This window comes from Rosenbergiella metrosideri (assembly GCF_022602565.1).
In the GTDB taxonomy this organism is placed as follows: Bacteria; Pseudomonadota; Gammaproteobacteria; order Enterobacterales; family Enterobacteriaceae; genus Rosenbergiella; species Rosenbergiella metrosideri.
On record NZ_JALBCV010000016.1, the window covers coordinates 23,656 to 45,440 of the forward strand.

Below are 21,785 nucleotides of genomic sequence, written 5' to 3' on the forward strand. Positions count from 1 at the left end.
TTAGCAATATGGCTAATGTTATTATATAACCTAATTATTAATAGTAATTCTCATTAACTCTTCACGGATCTGAAACTAATGAAAAAATTGGCCTCACTGGAACAATTAGTCAATCGCCGCCAATTACTCTTTTCCGGTCTCGCGTTGGCAGTGCTCTCCCCACGCGCCGTACTGGCCGAAGAGTCGCGGATCCCGGTGTCTCGTCAACGCCATTCAGCAGCAAAAAAGAGTCAATCGGGGAAATTTATTGTCATGCTAGATCCCGGCCACGGCGGCATCGATTCTGGCGCGGTCGGCGAAGAAGGCTCGATGGAAAAGCACGTGGTATTAGAAATAGCCAATACCGTCCGCCAGTTATTAAGTAGCCACCCGAATATCGAAGCGCGGTTAACCCGTGACAGTGACCATTTTATCCCACTCTATCAACGCGTGGAAATTGCTTCGCAACATGGTGCATCACTCTTTATGTCAATCCATGCCGATGGCTACACCGATCCCTCAGCGCGTGGTGCCTCGGTGTTCGCGCTCTCTAATCGCGGCGCGAGCAGTGCAATGGCACGGTATTTGTCTGATCGCGAAAATAATGCCGACGCCGTCGGTGGCCTTAAAGTGCAGCAGAAAGACCAATATTTACAGCAAATTTTATTTGACTTAGTTCAAACCGATACCATTAAAAATAGCCTGACACTGGGAAAACATGTCTTAGATACGATTCGTCCCGTACACCACTTGCATAGTCAACACACTGAGCAGGCTGCGTTTGCCGTATTAAAGTCCCCCTCTATCCCCTCTGTATTAGTTGAAACCTCGTTTATCACTAATCCAGGTGAAGAGAAACTGCTCGGCACCACTGCTTTTCGTAAAAAAATTGCTGGGGCTATTTCTGATGGTATCGTCAACTTTTATAATGAACAGCAACGCCGTAACCGCCGAGTCAGTTGATTCACGTAATGTTCAACGAAGGTTGTAGAAATATCATGAGCACGCAAAGCATTGAGCAAGTAAAACAGTTCCTCCTATCGTTACAAGATACGATATGTCAACAATTGGCCGATCTCGATGGCCAAGCCTCCTTCCTCGAAGATGATTGGGTTCGTGAAGCAGGTGGCGGTGGGCGCACCCGCGTCCTCACCCAAGGAAAATTGTTCGAACAAGCGGGCGTCAATTTTTCTCACGTCTATGGCGACCAGATGCCCGCCTCAGCGACTGCGCATCGCCCTGAATTAGCCGGACGCAGCTTTCAAGCTATGGGGGTATCGTTAGTCATTCACCCCAACAACCCCTATGTCCCGACCAGCCATGCCAACGTGCGGTTTTTTATTGCTGAAAAACCCGGTGCTGAGCCAGTTTGGTGGTTTGGCGGTGGCTTTGATCTAACACCGTTTTACGGTTTTGAAGAAGATGCCCAACACTGGCATCGAACGGCAGCAGACCTGTGCCGCCCATTTGGTGAAGAGGTCTACCCACATTATAAAAAATGGTGTGACGACTATTTCTTCTTACGCCATCGCAACGAGCAGCGCGGGATTGGAGGGTTATTCTTTGACGATTTGAATTCACCCTGTTTCGAGCACTGCTTCGCATTTACGCAAGCAGTCGGCCTAGGCTTCTTAGAGGCTTATCTGCCTATCGTTAAAAAACGCCATACTATGCCTTACGGTGAGCGCGAACGCCAATTCCAGCTTTACCGACGCGGGCGCTACGTCGAGTTTAATCTGCTGTGGGACCGCGGCACATTATTTGGTATTCAAAGTGGTGGACGCACGGAATCGATCTTGATGTCGATGCCGCCGCTCGTCCGCTTCGAATATGACTATCAAGCGCCCGCTGGCTCACCGGAAGCGACACTGACCGAGCATTTTTTAACAGTCCGTAACTGGCTATAAGACCACGGCTCGGTATCGCACGCCGAGCCATCACCATTGCTTATAAAAAGAAACATAATAGTTAATCCTTTTTCTAATAAGCATGGGGTAAACCCGTTATTATCATCACTGACTTTTATTCACTGTGTATGGACCGCTCTCCCTTGAAAAAACTAACATTATCCCTCGTTGCAGCGCTCGTTCTCTCTGCAACCAGTACCAGCTTTGCTGCCCCGAGAGTCGCTCCGCAAGTTAGCGCCGATATCGTGCAGCGCTATGCACAACAAATTTATCAACAAACCGCAGCGGCCAGCATGACGATGGTGGTCATTGATGGTAACCAGCACTATTTCACCAGTGCGGGAGAGACTCGGCGAGGAACCGGTGTTCGCCCGACGAAGGAGAGCGTTTTCCGCCTCGCTTCCATCAGTAAACTCTTTACCAGCGAAACCTTGGTTAAACTGGACCAACAAGGCGTGGTCAAGCTTTCCGATCCGCTCAGTAAATACACGCCTAAAGGGATGACGGTACCCTCTTATCGCGGATACACCATTAAGTTACAAAATCTTGCTACCCATACGGCAGGACTTCCCCGCGAAATGCCAGGCGGACGAGCAAATCGTCCTGTCTTTATCTGGCCAGAAAAATCTTCGCGCTGGCAGTGGTTACAGCATGCTAAGTTGAAAGCGATCCCCGGTACCGTCGCCGCGTACTCGAATTTAGGCTTCGACTACCTAGCTGATGCCCTGAGCCGTGCCAGCGGTAAACCTTATCCTCAGTTAGTGCAATCATTAATTACACGTCCATTAGGCATGAAGGATACGACCTTCACCCCTTCTCCTGATCAATGCCGTCGATTAATCATCCCACGCGATCATGCTAGCCCTTGTAACAATACCCTCGCGGCCATTGGCAGTGGTGGCCTCTATTCAACGGCCGATGATATGGAACGCTGGATGCAGCAATTCCTATCCAGTTCAATCCGGCCTCGTTCTCCGCTCGCCAGCACCTTACAGCGCGTGGTCTATCCCCGCAGCCAATTAGTACGGATGAACGGCATGGACGTTGCTGGCCCTGCCAGCGGATTAGGATTAGGCTGGGTCCATATGGATGCAATAGGTAGCCAACCGGCGTTGGTCGAAAAGACAGGTGGTGGTGGCGGTTTCATGACCTATATCGTGATGGACCCACGCAGTAACGTCGGGGTCTTTATCGCAGTTGCTCGTGCACCAGGCAGTCACTTTACCCCTATGAGCCAAGGGGCTAACCAACTGGTGACGGCGTTAGTGAATAATCGTTAATAACAGACATAAAAAAACGGTGCCATAATCTACGACACCGTTTTAACCTTCTGACTACCCAGCGTTAATCCCTGTTAGTCTTACTCTTCGTGATGCGCAGATAGATGTTGCTGCTCACGCAATGACACTTCATGAACACGCTTACGTACCCCAAACCATCCGATAACCAACAGAATGATAATCAGTGGTACGGAGGCAATGGTGTAAGTCCCGTTCGGGTAATCAAACGCCATCAATACCAAGACACTGGCTAAGAACAGTAGCGTCAACCAAGAGGTGAATGGCGCGCCTGGAAGCTTAAAGGAGATATCTTCTGCTTTACCTTCACGGATCGCTTTACGTAACCGCAGCTGGCATAGCACGATAAAGGCCCACGAGCTGATGATCCCAAGTGAGGCGAAGTTTAGAACGATTTCGAACACTTGGCTTGGCACGTAATAGTTGAGGACTACACCGAAGATATAGATCACTATCGTCGCGAGAATGCCCGCGTAAGGTACTTGCTGGCGACTCATTTTCGACATAAAGCGTGGTGCTGAACCGCCCATCGACATAGAACGTAAAATACGTCCAGTTGAATAGAGGCCCGAGTTAAGGCTCGATAATGCTGCCGTTAATACCACGATATTCATGATGCTACCAATATATGGCACGCCTAATTTACTGAAGAAGGTCACAAAAGGACTCTGACCCGCTTGATAGGCATTCCAAGGTAGTAATAGAACAAGTAATACCACCGAACCGACGTAGAACAGACCAATCCGCCAGATCACGCTATTAATCGCTTTCGGCACCATGATTTTAGGGTTTTTACACTCCCCTGCCGCCGTACCGACCAGTTCGATTGATGCGAAGGCAAACACCACACCTTGCACTAAGACAAAGGCAGCCATAATCCCATGAGGGAAAAAGCCTCCGTTATCAGAGATCAAGTGGAAGCCAGTCGTGTTACCGTCCAGTGGCTTGCCGCTTCCTAAGAAGACTACCCCCACGACTAAGAAGACCACGATGGCCAAGACTTTGATTAGGGAGAACCAGAATTCCATCTCCGCAAACCATTTAACGCCGACCATATTCATGGTGCCCACAATCGCGAGCGCACCTAATGCAATCACCCACTGTGGAATATCGCCAAAGGCTCCCCAGTAGTGCATATAGAGCGCAACCGCGGTGATATCCACGATGCCGGTCATTGCCCAGTTAACAAAGTACATCCAGCCCGCTACATAGGAGGCTTTCTCACCCATAAACTCACGAGCGTAAGAGACGAAACTGCCGCTTGATGGGCGATGCAGAACCAATTCCCCTAATGCGCGTAAGATAAAAAATGAAAAGATGCCACAAACTAAATAGACCAGTGCGAGGGCTGGACCCGCGAGTTGTAATCGTGCCCCTGCACCGAGAAAAAGCCCGGTACCAATTGCTCCGCCAATTGCTATCATCTGTACTTGACGGTTGCCCATCTCCTTACGATATCCGGAGTCATGGGAGTTTAACCACTTACGTCTGGCGTGCTGTAAATCAGCCGCTGTTTTTTTTGTATTTTTCATAGGTTTCCTGTTTGTCCACTTCTACAGCTAATCCCCTCTACCGCATCAGCACAGGTAAATATTGGCGAATTCATCCAGAGGGTGATGAATCCTACCTGTAAGAAGCTGAATTCGTAAAGCCCTGTAAAGAATTAATCTACGTTACCGTTTGCTTTTTTAGGTAAAAATAAGTTTAACTCATTGATAAAAAGACATTTTTATTTATAAAAAGCTTTGTATAAATTCATGATGTTGTTCTCAGTTCCCCCATTGACCGAAAAACGCCTTGAGATAATGGTTGCCCATCCTCTAGAAGAGTAGAAAATACGGGCTAAATGCGGCATTATCCTTGATTAACTGTGATCTTTTGACTTAATAATTAGGTAGTACTGTCTCATGACTCAAGAAACCGCGCCGACCCTTACCCTCTATGGTATTAAAACCTGTGACACCGTAAGAAAGGCACGCAAGTACCTCTCCGAACATCACTGTGAAGCCACTTATCATGATTTCCGCCAACAGGGCTTAGACGAAGCCTTACTAGACCAATTGATCGAAGGTCTTGGTATTAAAGTATTACTTAATACGCGAGGCACCACTTGGCGCACGCTTTCTGACGAGCAAAAGCAGCGTGCTAGCGATCCGGTGGCGGCCCGTCAAATCATGCTTGAACACCCAGCTGTGATTAAACGTCCCGTGCTAGTCCGCGCGGATGGCAAGATGCTGGTAGGCTTTGATACCGCCGTGTGGTCAACGTTCATCCAAGGGGACCACTAATATGTTTTGCCCGGTTATCGAGCTTGCACAACAACTGATTCGCTGCCCATCGTTAAGTCCCAACGATGCGGGCTGCCAAGCGTTGCTTATCGCTCGCCTTGAAGCGATAGGCTTTCATATTGAGCCAATGCATTTCGGCGATACCCAAAATTTCTGGGCGACTCGGGGTCAAGGCCAAACCCTTGCTTTCGCCGGCCATACCGACGTCGTTCCCGTCGGCGATGAACGCCAATGGATTAACCCGCCGTTTGAACCCGCGATTCGTGATGGACTGCTGTTTGGCCGCGGTGCCGCGGATATGAAAGGCTCCTTAGCCGCCATGGTGGTGGCCGCTGAACGCTTCGTAGAACAACATCCTCACCATACCGGACGGCTGGCTTTTTTGATCACCTCTGATGAAGAGGCGACTGGTATCAATGGTACGGTTAAAGTCGTTGAGCAACTGATGGCGCGACAAGAGCGTGTGGAATATTGCTTAGTAGGTGAACCCTCAAGTACTGAGCGCGTCGGCGATGTCGTGAAAAACGGCCGCCGTGGGTCGATCACCGCGAACTTAACCGTACATGGCGTACAAGGACATGTCGCATACCCTCATCTTGCGGATAATCCCGTTCATCGTGCGCTCCCTGCACTGCAGGAATTAGCGGCAACTGAGTGGGATCAAGGAAATGAGTTTTTTCCACCGACCAGTATGCAAATCGCCAATATTCAGGCCGGTACCGGCAGTAATAACGTGATTCCGGGCGACTTATTCGTCCAATTCAATTTCCGTTTTAGCACCGAATTAACCGACCAGCAAATTCGCGAAGCCGTCGCCAGCCTGCTTGATCGCCATCAGCTTCGTTATACCTTAGAGTGGAATTTATCCGGTCAACCCTTCCTGACAGCAAAAGGGGCATTAGTCGATGCTGTCGTCGACGCCGTTCAGCACTATAATGAAATTAAGCCAGAGTTACTCACGAATGGGGGAACCTCTGATGGACGTTTTATTGCCAGAATGGGGACTCAAGTCGTTGAGTTAGGGCCGGTGAATGCTACCATCCATAAAATTAATGAATGTGTCAGTGCAGCCGACCTCCAAACGCTCAGCCGAATGTATCAACGGATTATGCAGTTACTGCTGACCTAAGGAGCCTTACATGGAATGGGTTAAAGAGTATTGGTGGGTATTAATCATCCTATTTATGGTGGGATTATTGGTCAATGTGTATAAGGATTTGAAGCGCGTTGATGTCAAAAAATACTTAGATAATAAACCTAAGTTACCCCCGCATCGTGACTTTAACGACAAGTGGGATGACGAAGAGGATGACTGGCCAAAGAAAAAATAGGCCATCATTGATGGACTGCGGGCTCACCGCAGTCGATTTCCGTTAAATCATTGGGATCACATCGTCGTTATCCGGTGCCTGCCCTTGCGCGGCATCATCGAAATAACGTTGCGGGATGGTCTCTTTAAGATGTTTTAAAGCGATAGCAATGCCCTGCTCATCGATCGCATGGGGTAAATTTTCAATAATATTCAGCGTTACATCTCCCCCGGCTTCATTTAGCCACTGCTCGGCGTTAACCGCATGGATCAATGGGATCTGCTCATCATCCTCACCGTGAATAAGGTGAATAGTGGTGTTCATAGACGCCACAGTAGGCGCACTGTTGTAGCGACCACTGAATATAATCGCCCGCCCGGCTAATAATGCTTCGCTTTTTAGCGCTTCAAGGATCATCACACTGCCTTGCGAAAAACCAATCAGTGCTGTCGCTTCTGGACTGACGCCGCACTGTTTTTGGCATTCACGAATCGTCTGAGTAAACAGCGGCAGAATCTGGTCGATCTTCTGCTGTATCGCTGTGGTTGAGGCGTCTGGCACCTCGTCAACAAACCAGGCACTGCCACCTTGTGCTAGCGGAATGGGTGATCCGACAGATACCACAAAAGCGGCAGGAAAATCTTTAGCAAACCATCGGCCGATCTCAGCCATTGAACGCGGATCATCACCGCTACGATGGAATAACACAAAAAGTTGTGGTTGCGGTCCACTACCTTGCTGAACCATTACATAATCGATATGTGCCATAAATGACCTCTCTCTGGCAATCCATCCTGGGTCGGTTAACACGACGTATCAGGTAAAAATGTTAAAAATTCTGCCGTTTCACGGCGTAATTGAACCAGCCACTGTTTACGACTCCAGCCAGCGGGAAGCTGTGGAGAGTGTAAACAATGCTGTAAATATTGCCCACACACTAAGTGGGGATAGCATTGCCACGCCCGCCAAAGTGCGGGGAAGCTGACACTCAACGGACGATGCGCTTGCGCGAAGCCAACCAGTTCCTGATAATCGTCTGAAGAAAATAGGGGATCTCCACTGGATTGTTCATCTAGCGAGAGTTCTGGCGAATAACGTGCTTGCTGGATCGGCCAGTCTCGCTGAAAATGGGCCACTGCCTGCTCACATAACTGCTGGCCTGCCTCAGAGATCGGAGCGATCGCCATGGCAGCATAACATCCACTGCTCGCTTCACGTTGAGTCCCCATTCTCACCAGCTGGAAACCACAGCGCTGCCAAAACTGCCACAGCGCTGGCGTAAAGCCAAAGCTGACAGAAAGAAAATCCTTATTTTGGCTGCTCTGCCGTAACGCTGCAACCAACCGGTGGCCAATACCCTGACGACGCAACGATTGGCTTACTGCGATGCGGCTAATGCGTCGACTTGCCAGCAACATCGCTTGGGGAAAACGACTGTGAGCGGCTAACGACTGTGCCACTAAATTACCACGAGGCCGCCTTTCGCCGCGCCATACTGCTTGGGCAAGTTCGGCTGACTGCTCACCTTCTTCTACCCACCCCAGCGCACCATAACAGCACTGATCATCGACCATTTGCCAGTAACCGCACTGTGGGGCATCCATCATACGACGTAAATCAATAGGCGTCGTGCGATAGTGCGCGGATTGTAGCAGTTGAAATGTCGTCGTGGCTAACACCGGATGCTGCTGCCAATCTTCTGGTTGATAGAGGCGCAGTGACAGCTCGCAAGAAGGTTTCACTACCGATGCAGGAAGATCGCGTAACACCAATAATCGTTCGATAAAGCTTTCCAGTGGATCGCGAGCCGAATAGCGCTGTGGCGTGGTTAGGGTATAATGCTTCGTCACTGCTCCCGATGCGGCAAACTTCAATAAAAAACCCTGCCCGGTCCCTTCGTACCCTTCCGTTGTGGTCAGTAATAAACAGCGGGGAAAGCGGGCAATCAAAGCGTGTAGCTGAGGGGTCGGCAGCGATGCGGCCTCATCAATAATCAGCCACTGCCACGTGCCAGTATCCTCTGCCGCCAAGATGGCGTCAGGCGCCTGAAAATGGTAGTGCTCACCTGCGTGACGCGCCATCACAGCGGTCGCCACTTTGGCAGGACCCGTGATCAAACAAGGAGGTTCTAAGGCGGCTAACATTCCCCCTAAGGCTGATTTTCCGCGGCCCCGCGGCGCCGTCACACTGTAGTTGCCCGCGGGTAACTGCCGTAACGCTTCAATAATCGCTTGCTGCGCTTGTCCACCTTGCGGCGTCCAATCGGGCATCATGAGTGGTGAGTCGGTTGGCGCTGGTTCGCCCTCACGCCAGATGAGGTGAGAAGTATCACTAAGGAGTTGACGCCACAGATGGCGATAAAAGATCGGTGTAGCAATCGGCTGTTCGCACTCCGCCCAACGCAGGCTATCGACATCGATCAGCGGCTGTTGTGCAGAGGATTCAGGTAACAGCAGAACGAGCCAGCTGCCTGCCACTAAGGTGCCTGCCAGCGCCGCCAGTGTCTCGAGGTGAAGGCCTTGCGTGGCATCATAAATAGCATGCAGCCATTCTTGGCCGAGAAATTGCTGCGCACGCTGGGCGAGATACTCGTCAGCATGGCCAGTGGCCGCTGTGGCAACGCGAAGCCAGTCACCGGGATACGCCGCTTGCCACTGTAGTGTTGCCCTATCGCGAAACGGCTGTGAACCGCTTATCACACAAATGCGCCGCACCCCCTTGCGACGCATTTGTTCAGCAATAAACGCAGACTGCATACTCACTACCCAGCAAAGGTATTACATTGGCCCGGTTCGCCGCTGTCGAATCCACGTTTAAACCAGCTGTAACGTTGCTGTGAGGTTCCGTGAGTAAAGCTATCCGGCACGACACGCCCTTGGCTTTGCTGTTGAAGCTTATCGTCACCGATGGCTTGTGCCGCATTTAAGGCTTCTTGCAAATCACCGGTTTCTAAAACATTTTTCTGCTGCATGTAATGGCCCCATACCCCGGCAAAACAGTCAGCTTGCAGTTCGAGTTTTACCGACAGACGATTGGCATCGGTTTGCGAGCCTTGCTGCATTTGTTGACGGACCTTGCTTTCAATTCCAAGAAGGTTTTGTACGTGGTGGCCGACTTCATGAGCAATTACATAGCCTTGTGCAAAGTCGCCATCTGCGCCCAGCTTATTCTTCATCTCATCATAAAAAGAGAGATCGATATAAACGGTTTTATCGGCGGGACAGTAGAACGGTCCCATAACAGATTGGCCGGTGCCGCAGCCCGTGCGGGTGGCATTACGGTACATCACTAATTTCGGTGCTTGATACTGCTTACCCATCTTCTGGAAAATCTCGCCCCAGGTATCTTCTGTCGAGGCAAGGATCACTGAGGTAAATTTAGCGGCTTGAGCATCGTCGCTATTCGCGGGAGCTGACGTGTGTGACTGGCTCACGGAAGTACTTTGCCCACCACTACCACCGAGTAGGGGAGTTAAGTCATAACCATAGTAGCCAGCTACCACGACGACGATTAACAGTACAATTCCACCCTTCCCTGCTGGGATACGAAAACCAGACCCCCCGCCCGTTGACGTTGGACTATCGCCACGACGGTCTTCTACATTGTCACTCTCTCTACGTCCTTGCCAACGCATAGCACACCTCTCCATCTCTATTATCGCATAATGATAAATAGTAATCGCAGTAGGCGGAGATAACCAGTAGAAAAACTAAAGTTGCTGAAAGGGATGGGGAAGAAAAGATAGCACTCGCCGAGGGGTAGCGAGTGCTTAAATCATTAGTCTAAGGTTACGCCAAGACGTTGAGCGACCACTTCGTAGGCTTCCACCACGCCACCAAGGCTCTGACGGAAACGGTCTTTATCCATTTTATCTAATGTTTCTTTATCCCAAAGACGCGCGCCATCAGGAGAAAATTCATCACCCAGGACCACTTCGCCATTGAACAGCCCAAACTCAAGCTTGAAATCGACCAGAATCAGACCTGCTTGGTCAAATAAGTCGGTCAGTACTTGGTTCGCTTTGAGCGTCAATTCACGCATACGCGCCAGATGTTCAGGGCTGACCCAGCCAAAAGTGACACAATAGGATTCGTTGATCATCGGATCATGATGGGCATCATCTTTCAGGAAGAGGTCGAAAAGCGGTGGCGTTAATACCCGCCCTTCTTCTACACCTAAACGCTTGACCAATGAGCCTGCTGCGCGGTTACGGACAACGCATTCCACAGGCACCATATCGAGTTTTTTCACAAGGGCTTCAGTGTCTGACAGTAACGCTTCCATCTGCGTTGGGATACCGGCTTGTGCTAATTTTTCCATGATGAAATGGTTAAATTTATTATTGACCATTCCTTTACGGTCAAACTGCTCAATACGCGCTCCGTCTCCGGCTGATGTATCATTGCGGAATTCCAGAATTAGCAGGTCCGGGTTCTCGGTGCTATACACTGTTTTTGCTTTTCCGCGATACAGCTCAGCTTGCTTTTGCATCTTGTTAACTCCACTCATGGTCGACTCTGAAAATGACTCTGCGCAGCGACTGAATCTATCACTACGCAATCGTTTACCTTGCTGGGCGCTATTATGCCAAAATTAAATAAAAAAAGGCCGGAAATTTCCGGCCTGTGACATATTTATTTATTGAAGGCGGCTTGTAACACTGCGACCAACGCATCATTTTGCGATTGCGTGAGGATATGCCCTTTAGGATCGATAAACTGCAGGCTACTACGGTTATCCAGATCACCGACTTGCAGTTTATATTTACCTTCTGCTAGTTCAGGATCTTTCGCACCCAAGGCGGCCCATTGGCTGCTGTTCAGATCATTGTAGCTCAGCTGCAAGCTACCGTCTGCACGGTTGCTATCAGAAATCGTCATGCCCACAAGCGGTAACGCTTTAGGCAGACGCTGCCAAGTTACATCAAAAGGTGCACGCACGATTAAGTTAGGTAACCCTGTCTCATCGGCACCGCTTTGTACATCAACACTGCCAGCGCGATTAGCCGCTGCCACATTCTGACGAACAGTTTCCGCGGTATTCAGCTGCGCTGAGATATCGTTGAGTAACTGAGCGGTGTAACGCTGCATTTCAGTATTGCTGGTGACCGCTTGGCCTTTCTGTTCTAAGGCAATCGGCTTAACCATCAAGGTTTGCTCATAGCCTTGAGCGACGACTGCAACTTGGTAGCGACCACGGTATTGGTGATCTTCATCATGGCGGTTCCAAGAAATCCAATCAGTGGTGAGTTGCTGACGAGCGTCATCTTGTTGAGCAATCGCGAATTTGTTCGCTTGCAGCGCCGCGACCGTTTGTCCCCATAAAGAGCTTCCCGTATTGGCAATCTGCAACATACCGGTGGTGCCTTGGAATTGCGCACGGCTACCGTTCAGCAAAGACAGTGCCTGAACCGGTGGGCGAATATCTAATTGCTTACCAACTGCCCCTTGCGCACGTCCTTGCGGAACGGCATAGTTTGCGGATTCGAGCGGTAGAATCATTCCCTGAGGAACATTCAATTGGCTCAGTGCTGGCGCATCGAGATATTCTTCATTGCCATTCACTTCGCGCTTGTAGTGTTGATCATGCGAACAACCCGCTAATAGCATTGCGACGGATAATCCAGCAACCTTTATTACCGCCGAATTTTTAACTGAGTAAGCCATTAAATCTCCCTAACTTATCGCAGTCCTGCATCACGAATCGCCTGTAACAATATCGGCTCTGAAGTTGCCGATAACGGTGTCATAGGCAGACGCAAGGTATCATTTGCGATCAATCCCAGCTGTTTAGCCACCCATTTCACTGGGATAGGATTTGGTTCATAAAATAAGTGCTGATGAAGCGCCATGAGTCGCTGGTTCAAGGCACGTGCCTCAGTAAATTGTCCCGCGGCAGCCAGTGCACAGAGTTGAGCCATTTCCTGTGCTGCCACATTCGAGGTTACTGAAATAACGCCCTGCCCCCCCAACTGCATAAAGTCTAACGCTGTTTCATCATCACCACTAAGTAAAATAAAATCTTCTTTGGTCAACGCTTGGATCTGACTAACGCGAGATAAGTTCCCTGTCGCCTCTTTAATTCCGATAATATTTTTTATTTCGGCAAGACGTGCGACCGTTTCAGGCAACATATCACAGCCTGTCCGCCCGGGCACATTATAGAGTAATTGCGGTAAATCGGTACTCTGTGCAATCGCTTTAAAGTGTTGGAAAATGCCCTCTTGCGTTGGACGGTTATAATAAGGCACAACGGTCAAACAGCCAACTACGCCGCTTTTTTCGAGACGCTGTGTCAGCGCGATGCCTTCAGCGGTAGCATTCGTACCGGTTCCAGCAATAACTGGGATACGTCCGTCTGCCAATTCGACGGTACGCAAGACAACGTCGATATGCTCGTCGTGGGTTAAGGTTGCCGATTCACCTGTCGTGCCAACGGCAACGATCGCAGAAGTGCCACTATCAATGTGGTAATCGATTAATTTTTTAAGGCTGCTCTCACAAACTTGCTCGTTTTCGTCCATCGGTGTGACGAGTGCAACAATACTTCCGGTAAACATAGCTATCCCCTCATTTCCCAAGGTCTTCATGGTAAGGTGTCAATCACACTAAAAGCAAGACAGTGAATGCACTCAACTGCTTGTCAGCAGTTTTTTTTATGTTTACCTTAAGATAATTAGTAAAACATTGGGAAATATCACATTGTCATCCTCACCTGTGCATTTAGTCATCACCGCACTCGGCAGCGACCGGGCGGGAATCGTCAATACTATCACCCGCCATGTTAGCCAATGTGGCTGTAATATCGAAGATAGCCGACTGGCTTTACTGGGCGGGGAGTTTACTTTTGTCATGTTGCTGTCTGGCTCGGCTAACGCCATCAATATGATCGAATCGACCTTACCGATTAAAGGTGCGGAACTGGAATTATTAATCGTGATGAAGCGCACCCCTACGGGCTCCACGCCAGTGCGTCATGAAGGCTTTTCACTTGCCGTCGAAGTCCCTGACTCGCCTCGTATTATTGAGCGCTTTACCGCGCTGCTCACCCATCATCGTATGCATATCGCGGAATTAATGACCCGCGCCCAGCCTGGCAGCCCCGCGATGCTCTCGATTCGAATCCACGCTTATGGCAGTTCAGCCCAAGCCTTGGCAGATTTGGAGAAAAATTTTCAGCAGCTTTGCATTGAGTTATCGGCTCAGGGAACGCTCCAAGCCGATGGTCGGCAAGATACCGAACGACTTTAACGCGCTCTTTCTGTAGTAACACGCATAATTAACTTGAAAGCTGATAAAATTAGGCTCTATCCTTACGATTGAAAAAAACGTTTTCCGCCGTAATCTAGTAGTAGAAACTGATCGTTAACATCAGTATTAGGCAAACAATGATTGGAGATGACGTATGGCCCTTTTAACTGTAGGCGATACCGCGCCGCAATTTACTTTACTCGACCAAGATGGCGAAGAGGTGAGTTTATCTGACTTTAGTGGTGAGCGTGTTCTCGTCTACTTTTATCCTAAGGCAATGACGCCGGGTTGTACCGTACAAGCCTGTGGTCTGCGGGATAATATGTCATCATTAAAAAGTGCTGGCGTACAGGTATTAGGCATCAGCACAGACAAACCCGAGAAATTGTCGCGCTTTGCCGAGAAAGAGTTGCTGAACTTCACGCTATTGTCCGACGAAGATCATAAAGTCTGCGAAGCTTTTGGCGTTTGGGGGGAGAAAAGCTTTATGGGGAAAACCTACGACGGCATTCACCGCGTAAGCTTCTTGATCGATGGCAAAGGACAGGTTGAAAAAGTCTTTGATAATTTCAAAACATCGAACCACCATGATATCGTTTTAGACTACGTACAAACGCATTAATGATGGTGTTCCAGCGGGGAGGCGCAGTGGCTTTATTTAGTAAGAAGCTGGTCACAACAGTGATCGCTGCGTTACTCAGCTGGAACAGTGTTGCCAGGGCAGATGTAACCGATACCTTGCCCGATATGGGCACCACCGCGGGTGAAACTCTGTCCATCAATCAAGAACTGCAGATGGGCGATTTCTACGTCCGACAATTACGCGGTAGCGCACCCCTTATCGATGACCCATTACTTACCCAATATATTAACGGCTTAGGTCAACGACTGGTCGCCCATGCTTGGTCGGTAAAGACTCCTTTCCATTTCTTTCTTATCCAAAACGATGAACTTAATGCCTTCGCCTTTTTTGGCGGCAACGTTGTCTTACACTCTGCCCTTTTCCGCTACACCGATAATGAAAGCCAGTTAGCATCGGTGATGGCCCATGAAATTTCGCATGTCACTCAGCGACATCTAGCGCGGGCGATGGCGGACCAAAAAAGTAATGCGCCATTAACTTGGGTAGGCGCGCTAGGCTCTATTCTACTGGCAATGGCTAACCCACAAGTCGGTATGGCAGCCTTAACGGGCACGCTCGCCGGGTCCCAGCAGGGTATGATTAGTTTTACCCAAGAAAATGAACGGGAAGCCGATCGCATCGGTTTACAAGTTTTACAGCGTGCAGGCTTCGATCCGCAAGCGATGCCTGATTTCCTTCAAAAATTGGCCGACCAAACGCGCTATTCTACCGCTCTGCCAGAAATTTTACTGACTCACCCCTTACCAGACAGCCGACTCGCCGATGCACGTAACCGTGCTAACCAGATGCCGCATCCGATACTCCAATCCTCTCAAGCGTTTTATTTTGCTAAGGTCAGGATACTGGCGATGTATGCATCAGAACGCGAAAACGGCCTATTAAACGATCTCTTAAGCCAATACGAAAAGGGTAATAGTCGCGAAAAATTAGCGGCAACCTATGGCCGTGCGGTGATGTTTATGCAGGCAAAAAGTTACGATAATGCCCATCGTTTAGTCACACAGTTACTTAGCCAACAACCGGCCAACCCTTGGTTTCTCGACTTAGCGACCGACGTTAATATAGGCCTGAAGCAACCCGAACAAGCCGTGAAATTATTAACAGCTGCCTCCGCGGATCAGACCAACCCCGTCATCAGCGTTAACCTCGCTAATGCCTATCTCGAAGCTAAACGCCCCACCGATGCCCTTAAGGTGTTGAATCGCTATACCTGGAATTATCCAGATGATCCTATTGGTTGGGATTTGATGGTGAAGGCCACGGGTGATTTAGGCATGACCAACGAACAACGCTTTGACCAAGCCCAAGGATTAGCCCTCAGCGGTCAGATTGACCAAGCGATTAGAGCCTTAAGCGATGCCAGCGGTCAAGAGAAGACCGGTAGCCTCGCCCAACAACGCTACGATGCGCGTATCGATCAACTGCGGTTATTACAGCAGCGTTTCAGGCAATATCAGAAAGGGTAATGACACGGGTTGATCATGAATAACGTTGTGTTTCGCTATCCCTCTTAACTTCCACTATAACTCGTGACGATCTTTTTTATTAACGTCTAAGCCTTTCAAGCAGAAAAAGAGAGAATAACGATTTTTTAATGTTTCAGCGCTATTTATCAACTGTTTTTGGAAAACAGAGAAAAATGAAAAATAAATAGGGAATAAAAAAAACCAAAAGGATTATCCAGTGTGAATACCCTGCATCATTAATTCTTCTACTGACTAGAGATATAAGGGGGAGAAAAAAAATAATAAGGGTAAGAGAGAGATCTCATTCAGCGTGGAGCTGTGAGTGTTTAGGTAGAGCGTAAACCAAGAGGATTGAAGGAGTAAAAAGAGCGTATAGACTCCCCTATTTTCAACCCCCTGATAACTAAACGTCCGTTTGTAACATCGTAAAACTGCCAGTAACCGTTGCATAAGAGTCTCAAGCATTTATTTCAATTGAGTCAATGCTCTCATCAGCGATGGAAGCTCGTTAAGAGGGTCAATGAACTTAATCTGTTTCGTGTGACTATCGTATTCTGCGGCACAAATAGGATTACCCATACCTCCATTATCTTTTATAAACCTTGCTTCTAGACGACCATTATTGAATTAACACCAACGTCCAGAATTATTCTTAAAAAACATCAGATTAACTATTAACTTGGTGAGTGAATATAAACTAGATAATGAATTGTATGAATATTTATTAAGCTCAATACAAGCGGCGCAAGGATCGTTATTGTCGGGAAAAAAAAGAAACTATCGGTCATTACAGGATCATCATAAAGATCCCCTTTCTTTTTTAAGGAGCCTTTTTTGCCATCCTGTAGGTTGAATACGGATGAGCGTTAACACGCCAGAGCTTGTGTAGACGCTTTGCCGCCTACAGTCCGAGCGCCTCTTTCACAAAAGGAATCGTTAATTTACGTTGCAGACGGATGGAAGCGCGATCGAGCTGATCAAGGGTTTCAAACAGCGTTCGCATGTCACGATCGAGGCGTTTGATAAGAAATCGGCCAACATCTTCCGGAAGCTCAAAACCACGGATCCCAGCACGCTTTTGTAGGGCGAGGACTTTTTCATCGTCATTAAGCGGTTGTAACCAGTAGATCTGTCCCCAATCTAGACGGGAAGCCAAATCGGGGAGTTGTAGATCAAGTTGCCGTGGCGGTGCATTACCGCTAATCAGTAGCCGCGTTTTACCCACCTCAAGAATACGGTTATAGAGATTAAAGATCGCCATCTCCCACTCCTCATCTCCGGCGATGCAGTGAATATTATCAATACACACCAAGGCGAGTTGCTCCATCCCCTCCAGCACTTCAGGCGAGAACCACGTCCGTTTATCCAGTGGAACGTATCCGACAGCCTGCTCACGGGCCGATAACTCACTGCAGGCGGCATGCATTAAATGACTGCGCCCTGCCCCCTCTCGCGACCAGAAGTAGATGTATCCCCCCTGAGGCTGATTCAGTACCGTTGTCATCGACGCAAGTAAAGCGGAATTTGACCCGGGCCAAAAACTGGAAAAGGTTTCATCATCAGGTAGATAGAGTGGTAAAGAGAGTTGCGCTGGCGTGTTCAGAATAACCTCAATAATGGGAGCCAGTTAAAATCCCAGCCAGTTTAGCATAGATTTTGGCAAGTGTTGAATGGCCGAGATCACTGTTCGATCTTAGGCTACATGGGGGAGGCCACTCACCTCCCCTGTTTCGCTACTCTTCCTCCGTCGCTTCAGGTAACCAGCGTTCGATAAGATAGAAAATCAGGCTTAATACGATACCGACGATCGTTGCTAAGGCCATGCCTTTCAGTTCAGCAGCACCGATATGAATCGAGGCACCGCTCACCCCGACAATAAGAATAATCGCAGTAAGGATGAGGTTTTTTGCTTTACTGTAGTCGACTTTCGCATCAATCAATACCCGGATACCGGAAGCGCCAATCACCCCATACAGCAGCAGTGAAACACCGCCCATCACCGGAACAGGAATGGCTTGAATAATCGCCGCCAGCTTGCCGACACAAGATAGCGCAATCGCCATAATCGCAGCCCCGCCGATCACCCAGGTACTATAAACCCGGGTAATCGCCATCACACCGATATTTTCACCGTAAGTGGTGTTCGGGGTTGAACCGAAGAAACCGGAAAAGAGCGTTGAGAGGCCGTTCGCTAGCATGGAACGGTGTAGTCCGGGGTCCCGGATCAGATCCCGTTTAACGATATTCGCCGTGACCACCAGATGGCCGACATGTTCGGCAATCACCACCAGCGCGGCAGGCAGTATGGTGAGGATAGCGACCCACTCAAAACGCGGCTGATAAAAGGTCGGTAAGGCAAACCATGCCGCGTGTTCGACCGGCTGCCAATCGACCATACCTAGACTGGCCGCGACAGCATAACCGGCTACCACCCCAATCAAGATAGGAATAATGGCCAGAAAACCTCGGAACAGTACGGCACCAAACACCGTAACCCCTAAGGTAATCATCGATACAATGAGAGTATGACTATCACTCACTGCCCCCGCTTCGGTCACTAATCCGGCCATTTTCGCCGCAACACCGGCTAACTCAAGACCGATCACGGCAATAATCGCCCCCATGGCCGCAGGTGGGAATAAAACGTCTAACCAGCGCGTGCCCGCGAACTTAACAATCAGACCGACTAGGCAGAATAATGCACCACAGGCGATAAAGCCGCCTAGCGCCACCTCATAACCTTGCGGAAGCAGTAATAGTACGGGTGAGATAAAGGCAAAACTTGAGCCCAGATAGGCGGGGATTTTTCCCTTACAGATAAAAAGATAGAGCAGTGTGCCGATTCCATTAAACAGCAAAATTGTCGCTGGGTTAACATGGAATAATACTGGCACCAGCACGGTCGATCCAAACATCGCAAATAGATGCTGTAGGCTTAGAGGAAGCGTTTGGTGCAGCGGCAAACGCTCATCGACTTCAATAGTACGACGACGCATAGTAACTCCCTGAGAAAGACATAAAAAAACCGACCATTGGGTCGGCATTAAAGAACAGTGCGCTTATTTAGTACCAAAAATTTTATCGCCTGCATCACCCAGTCCTGGAATGATGTAGCCGTGCGCATCAAGACCTTGGTCGATAGATGCTGTATACAGCTCCACATCGGGATGGGCCGCTTCCAACGCAGCAATCCCTTCCGGTGCTGCCACAAGAACCAAGACTTTGATCGCTTGGCAACCAGACTGCTTCAGTAAATCGATCGTCGCGATCATCGAGCCGCCAGTCGCCAGCATCGGATCAACGACTAACGCCATCCGCTCATCCATATTGGAGGCAAGTTTTTGAAAGTAAGGCACTGGCTCAAGGGTTTTCTCGTCACGGTATACGCCAACCACACTGATCCTTGCGCTCGGGACATGCTCTAAAACCCCTTCCATCATGCCCAGTCCGGCACGCAGAATAGGGACAACGGTAATCTTTTTCCCTTTAATTTGCTCGATCTCGACGGGGCCATTCCAGCCGTCAACCGTCACCACTTCCGTTTCTAGGGTGGCGGTCGCTTCGTAGGTTAATAAGCTGCCGACTTCAGAAGCCAACTCGCGAAAACGCTTAGTGCTGATCTCATTCTCGCGCATTAATCCGAGTTTATGTCTTACCAGTGGGTGTTTTACTTCAACGATTTTCATCTTTTCTCCCCGAGCTAAAAAAATATACTGCAAAAAAATCGTCAAATTATACCGCTTTTAAGCCCTCGGCGGTATGCTCACGGCGAAAAATAGCCGGTTTCGCTGAGAGGAGATTCTTATCTTGTCTGCTTCTTGCACTTCCGGCGAAACTGAGGCTCGCAAACGTTTGCGACGACTGTTAGAATAGCCCCGCTCTCATTTTACTACCAACCGCAAATCGCGTGGGGATTCTGCAGTGACCGATAAAACCACTCTTAGTTATAAAGACGCCGGTGTTGATATTGATGCTGGAAATGCACTGGTCGATCGAATTAAAGGTGTTGTGAAAAAGACTCGTCGTCCTGAAGTCATGGGCGGATTAGGCGGATTTGGTGCGCTGTGTTCATTGCCAACCAAGTACCGCGAGCCGGTATTAGTCTCTGGAACGGATGGCGTAGGAACCAAACTACGCTTAGCAATGGACTTAGGCCGTCACGATACTATCGGTATTGATCTGGTCGCGATGTGCGTCAACGATCTGGTGGTACAAGGAGCCGAACCGCTCTTTTTCTTAGATTACTATGCTACCGGAAAACTCGATGTCGAGACTGCCGCGTCAGTTATCACCGGTATTGCTGAAGGGTGCCAACAATCAGGCTGCGCACTGGTTGGCGGAGAAACCGCTGAAATGCCAGGAATGTATCACGGTGATGATTACGACGTAGCTGGATTTTGTGTCGGAGTCGTTGAGAAATCTGAAATCATCGACGGCACTAAAGTGGGCGCGGGCGATGCATTAATCGCTCTTGGCTCGAGTGGCCCGCACTCTAATGGCTACTCTCTGGTAAGAAAAATTCTGGAAGTGAGCCAGACCGATCCCCTCACCGAGCAACTGAACGGTCAATCCTTAGCCGATCATCTTTTAGCGCCGACACGTATTTACGTTAAAAATACCCTCGCCCTGATCGAAAAATTCGATATCCACGCTATCGCTCACCTAACCGGTGGCGGCTTCTGGGAAAATATTCCTCGCGTACTGCCTGAAAATACGCAAGCCGTCATTGATGAAAGCAGCTGGCAATGGCCGGCCGTTTTTGAATGGTTACAAAAAGCAGGCAATGTGAGCCGTCACGAAATGTACCGTACCTTTAACTGCGGTGTCGGTATGATCATTGCCCTGCCTGCGGCAGAAGCCGAGGCAGCTATCGCTTACCTACAAGAACTCGGTGAGAACGCCTGGAAGATTGGCCATATCACCGAAGGCAGCGAAACTGAGCAGGTCGTTATTGCATGAAACGAATTGTTGTCCTGATCTCCGGATCAGGCTCCAACTTGCAAGCCATTATTGATGCCTGCCAACTCGGCAGGCTCAAAGCAGAGATTGTCGCGGTATTGAGTAATAAGGCCGAGGCTTATGGTTTACAGCGCGCGCAGCAGGCCGGTATTGCTACAGCAAGCCTCGCTATCGCTGACTATGCGGATCGTGACGCTTTCGACCAAGCCTTACTGCAACAGATCGATAGTTATCAGCCGGACTTAGTGGTACTTGCAGGTTACATGCGTATCTTAAGTGCGCCGTTTATAACGCACTATCGAGGCCGACTGCTCAATATCCACCCCTCATTACTCCCTAAATACCCTGGCTTGCATACGCATCGACGGGCGATAGAGAACGGTGATAGCCACCATGGGGCGAGTGTTCATTTCGTCACTGAACAACTCGATGGCGGGCCGGTGATTCTACAAGCGTCCATCCCTGTACTGCCTAGCGACACTGAACAGGATCTCGCCACCCGTTTGTTGAGTCAAGAGCACCTGATCTATCCGCAGGTTATTCAGTGGTGGGTTGAGGGACGGCTCGCCTTAAAGGATGATCAAGCTTGGTTTGATGGAAAACCGCTTGGTGTTTCGGGAGCGAATGCGACTTCCGATTAAGTCGATGCCTAAGGCAATCATATTGTTCACACTGCACCCCAATA

At 49.3% G+C, this 21,785-nt stretch carries 22 protein-coding genes; 11 read left to right on the forward strand and 11 right to left on the reverse strand.

The features are described 5' to 3' along the window. Positions 1-78 precede the first annotated feature (78 nt). The 3 genes from amiA (at position 79) to ampH (ending at position 3,166) form a co-directional block, all read left to right on the forward strand. Positions 79-942, forward strand: coding sequence for an N-acetylmuramoyl-L-alanine amidase AmiA (gene amiA, locus MKR94_RS13515; RefSeq protein WP_241647408.1), 864 nt, complete (start codon positions 79-81; stop codon positions 940-942). Positions 943-977: 35 nt separating this feature from the next. Then, a complete protein-coding gene (hemF, locus tag MKR94_RS13520) occupies positions 978-1,886 on the forward strand; it encodes an oxygen-dependent coproporphyrinogen oxidase (protein WP_241647410.1) in 909 nt (302 codons plus the stop codon). Between the two features lie 128 nt (positions 1,887-2,014). Beyond that, on the forward strand, positions 2,015-3,166 hold the full coding sequence (gene ampH / locus MKR94_RS13525) for a D-alanyl-D-alanine-carboxypeptidase/endopeptidase AmpH (RefSeq protein WP_277755674.1): 1,152 nt from the start codon (positions 2,015-2,017) through the stop codon (positions 3,164-3,166). Positions 3,167-3,246: 80 nt separating this feature from the next. Here the strand turns inward: ampH and ansP are convergent, their stop codons facing one another. Beyond that, complete coding sequence (ansP, locus tag MKR94_RS13530; RefSeq protein WP_241647414.1) at positions 3,247-4,716, reverse strand: L-asparagine permease; 1,470 nt, start codon at positions 4,714-4,716, stop codon at positions 3,247-3,249. Between the two features lie 375 nt (positions 4,717-5,091). Here ansP and MKR94_RS13535 point away from each other — a divergent pair, with 375 nt between their 5' ends. Genes MKR94_RS13535 through MKR94_RS13545 form a run of 3 tightly spaced genes read left to right on the forward strand, consistent with a single transcriptional unit; the run spans position 5,092 to position 6,803 of the window. Beyond that, positions 5,092-5,472, forward strand: a complete 381-nt coding sequence (locus MKR94_RS13535) for an ArsC family reductase (RefSeq protein ID WP_241647415.1) — start codon at positions 5,092-5,094, stop codon at positions 5,470-5,472. 1 nt (position 5,473) lies between these two features. Next, entirely contained in the window at positions 5,474-6,601 is a 1,128-nt protein-coding gene (dapE, locus tag MKR94_RS13540) for a succinyl-diaminopimelate desuccinylase (protein ID WP_241647417.1), read from the forward strand. Positions 6,602-6,611: 10 nt separating this feature from the next. Next, on the forward strand, positions 6,612-6,803 hold the full coding sequence (locus MKR94_RS13545) for a YpfN family protein (RefSeq protein WP_048912403.1): 192 nt from the start codon (positions 6,612-6,614) through the stop codon (positions 6,801-6,803). Between the two features lie 42 nt (positions 6,804-6,845). Here the strand turns inward: MKR94_RS13545 and ypfH are convergent, their stop codons facing one another. The 6 genes from ypfH to dapA form a co-directional block, all read right to left on the reverse strand. After that, the gene (ypfH, locus tag MKR94_RS13550) at positions 6,846-7,550 is read right to left on the reverse strand and encodes an esterase (RefSeq protein WP_241647419.1); all 705 of its coding nucleotides are present in this window, start codon (positions 7,548-7,550) and stop codon (positions 6,846-6,848) included. Positions 7,551-7,585: 35 nt separating this feature from the next. Continuing rightward, the gene (locus MKR94_RS13555; RefSeq protein WP_241647420.1) at positions 7,586-9,538 is read right to left on the reverse strand and encodes a tRNA(Met) cytidine acetyltransferase TmcA; all 1,953 of its coding nucleotides are present in this window, start codon (positions 9,536-9,538) and stop codon (positions 7,586-7,588) included. A gap of 5 nt (positions 9,539-9,543) precedes the next feature. Further along, the gene (gene ypfJ / locus MKR94_RS13560; RefSeq protein WP_241647421.1) at positions 9,544-10,416 is read right to left on the reverse strand and encodes a KPN_02809 family neutral zinc metallopeptidase; all 873 of its coding nucleotides are present in this window, start codon (positions 10,414-10,416) and stop codon (positions 9,544-9,546) included. 143 nt (positions 10,417-10,559) lie between these two features. Further along, positions 10,560-11,273, reverse strand: a complete 714-nt coding sequence (gene purC / locus MKR94_RS13565; protein ID WP_048912407.1) for a phosphoribosylaminoimidazolesuccinocarboxamide synthase — start codon at positions 11,271-11,273, stop codon at positions 10,560-10,562. Between the two features lie 143 nt (positions 11,274-11,416). Beyond that, positions 11,417-12,448 carry an outer membrane protein assembly factor BamC gene (bamC, locus tag MKR94_RS13570; protein ID WP_241647422.1) on the reverse strand — a complete coding sequence of 344 codons (1,032 nt, stop codon included), beginning with the start codon at positions 12,446-12,448 and terminating at the stop codon, positions 11,417-11,419. 14 nt (positions 12,449-12,462) lie between these two features. After that, the gene (gene dapA, locus MKR94_RS13575) at positions 12,463-13,341 is read right to left on the reverse strand and encodes a 4-hydroxy-tetrahydrodipicolinate synthase (RefSeq protein ID WP_241647423.1); all 879 of its coding nucleotides are present in this window, start codon (positions 13,339-13,341) and stop codon (positions 12,463-12,465) included. 142 nt (positions 13,342-13,483) lie between these two features. Here dapA and MKR94_RS13580 point away from each other — a divergent pair, with 142 nt between their 5' ends. The 3 genes from MKR94_RS13580 (at position 13,484) to bepA (ending at position 16,141) form a co-directional block, all read left to right on the forward strand. Next, positions 13,484-14,032, forward strand: a complete 549-nt coding sequence (locus MKR94_RS13580) for an ACT domain-containing protein (protein WP_241647424.1) — start codon at positions 13,484-13,486, stop codon at positions 14,030-14,032. A gap of 154 nt (positions 14,033-14,186) precedes the next feature. After that, positions 14,187-14,654 (forward strand): thioredoxin-dependent thiol peroxidase, encoded by a 468-nt coding sequence (bcp, locus tag MKR94_RS13585; protein WP_048912411.1) that lies wholly within the window; start codon positions 14,187-14,189, stop codon positions 14,652-14,654. A 26-nt stretch (positions 14,655-14,680) separates the two neighbouring features. Beyond that, positions 14,681-16,141, forward strand: coding sequence for a beta-barrel assembly-enhancing protease (bepA, locus tag MKR94_RS13590; protein WP_241647425.1), 1,461 nt, complete (start codon positions 14,681-14,683; stop codon positions 16,139-16,141). Between the two features lie 139 nt (positions 16,142-16,280). On the opposite strand, the gene MKR94_RS17210 is transcribed toward bepA, so the two are convergent. From MKR94_RS17210 to upp, 4 genes are all read right to left on the reverse strand, one after another. Beyond that, a complete protein-coding gene (locus MKR94_RS17210; protein ID WP_422047530.1) occupies positions 16,281-16,424 on the reverse strand; it encodes a DUF805 domain-containing protein in 144 nt (47 codons plus the stop codon). A 618-nt stretch (positions 16,425-17,042) separates the two neighbouring features. Next, positions 17,043-17,759 (reverse strand): DnaA inactivator Hda, encoded by a 717-nt coding sequence (hda, locus tag MKR94_RS13595; RefSeq protein WP_338328028.1) that lies wholly within the window; start codon positions 17,757-17,759, stop codon positions 17,043-17,045. Between the two features lie 115 nt (positions 17,760-17,874). Continuing rightward, positions 17,875-19,137 (reverse strand): uracil permease, encoded by a 1,263-nt coding sequence (gene uraA, locus MKR94_RS13600; protein WP_241647426.1) that lies wholly within the window; start codon positions 19,135-19,137, stop codon positions 17,875-17,877. A 63-nt stretch (positions 19,138-19,200) separates the two neighbouring features. Then, a complete protein-coding gene (gene upp, locus MKR94_RS13605) occupies positions 19,201-19,827 on the reverse strand; it encodes a uracil phosphoribosyltransferase (RefSeq protein ID WP_048912415.1) in 627 nt (208 codons plus the stop codon). A 235-nt stretch (positions 19,828-20,062) separates the two neighbouring features. Here upp and purM point away from each other — a divergent pair, with 235 nt between their 5' ends. Both purM and purN read left to right on the forward strand, forming a co-directional pair. Next, positions 20,063-21,100 carry a phosphoribosylformylglycinamidine cyclo-ligase gene (gene purM / locus MKR94_RS13610; protein ID WP_241647427.1) on the forward strand — a complete coding sequence of 346 codons (1,038 nt, stop codon included), beginning with the start codon at positions 20,063-20,065 and terminating at the stop codon, positions 21,098-21,100. Then, a complete protein-coding gene (gene purN / locus MKR94_RS13615; RefSeq protein ID WP_241647428.1) occupies positions 21,097-21,741 on the forward strand; it encodes a phosphoribosylglycinamide formyltransferase in 645 nt (214 codons plus the stop codon). The genes purM and purN overlap by 4 nt, the downstream gene beginning before the upstream one ends. The last annotated feature ends 44 nt before the right edge of the window (positions 21,742-21,785 follow it).

Coding starts and splice junctions, on each gene's coding strand:
- ypfH (WP_241647419.1), bottom strand. CDS start 7,550: ATGGCACATATCGATTATGTAATGGTTCAGCAAGGTAGTGGACCGCAA.
- upp (WP_048912415.1), bottom strand. CDS start 19,827: ATGAAAATCGTTGAAGTAAAACACCCACTGGTAAGACATAAACTCGGA.
- bcp (WP_048912411.1), top strand. CDS start 14,187: ATGGCCCTTTTAACTGTAGGCGATACCGCGCCGCAATTTACTTTACTC.
- dapA (WP_241647423.1), bottom strand. CDS start 13,341: ATGTTTACCGGAAGTATTGTTGCACTCGTCACACCGATGGACGAAAAC.
- ansP (WP_241647414.1), bottom strand. CDS start 4,716: ATGAAAAATACAAAAAAAACAGCGGCTGATTTACAGCACGCCAGACGT.
- purC (WP_048912407.1), bottom strand. CDS start 11,273: ATGCAAAAGCAAGCTGAGCTGTATCGCGGAAAAGCAAAAACAGTGTAT.
- purN (WP_241647428.1), top strand. CDS start 21,097: ATGAAACGAATTGTTGTCCTGATCTCCGGATCAGGCTCCAACTTGCAA.
- ampH (WP_277755674.1), top strand. CDS start 2,015: ATGGACCGCTCTCCCTTGAAAAAACTAACATTATCCCTCGTTGCAGCG.
- bamC (WP_241647422.1), bottom strand. CDS start 12,448: ATGGCTTACTCAGTTAAAAATTCGGCGGTAATAAAGGTTGCTGGATTA.
- MKR94_RS13555 (WP_241647420.1), bottom strand. CDS start 9,538: ATGCAGTCTGCGTTTATTGCTGAACAAATGCGTCGCAAGGGGGTGCGG.
- ypfJ (WP_241647421.1), bottom strand. CDS start 10,416: ATGCGTTGGCAAGGACGTAGAGAGAGTGACAATGTAGAAGACCGTCGT.
- hemF (WP_241647410.1), top strand. CDS start 978: ATGAGCACGCAAAGCATTGAGCAAGTAAAACAGTTCCTCCTATCGTTA.
- dapE (WP_241647417.1), top strand. CDS start 5,474: ATGTTTTGCCCGGTTATCGAGCTTGCACAACAACTGATTCGCTGCCCA.
- MKR94_RS13535 (WP_241647415.1), top strand. CDS start 5,092: ATGACTCAAGAAACCGCGCCGACCCTTACCCTCTATGGTATTAAAACC.
- uraA (WP_241647426.1), bottom strand. CDS start 19,137: ATGCGTCGTCGTACTATTGAAGTCGATGAGCGTTTGCCGCTGCACCAA.
- MKR94_RS13545 (WP_048912403.1), top strand. CDS start 6,612: ATGGAATGGGTTAAAGAGTATTGGTGGGTATTAATCATCCTATTTATG.
- amiA (WP_241647408.1), top strand. CDS start 79: ATGAAAAAATTGGCCTCACTGGAACAATTAGTCAATCGCCGCCAATTA.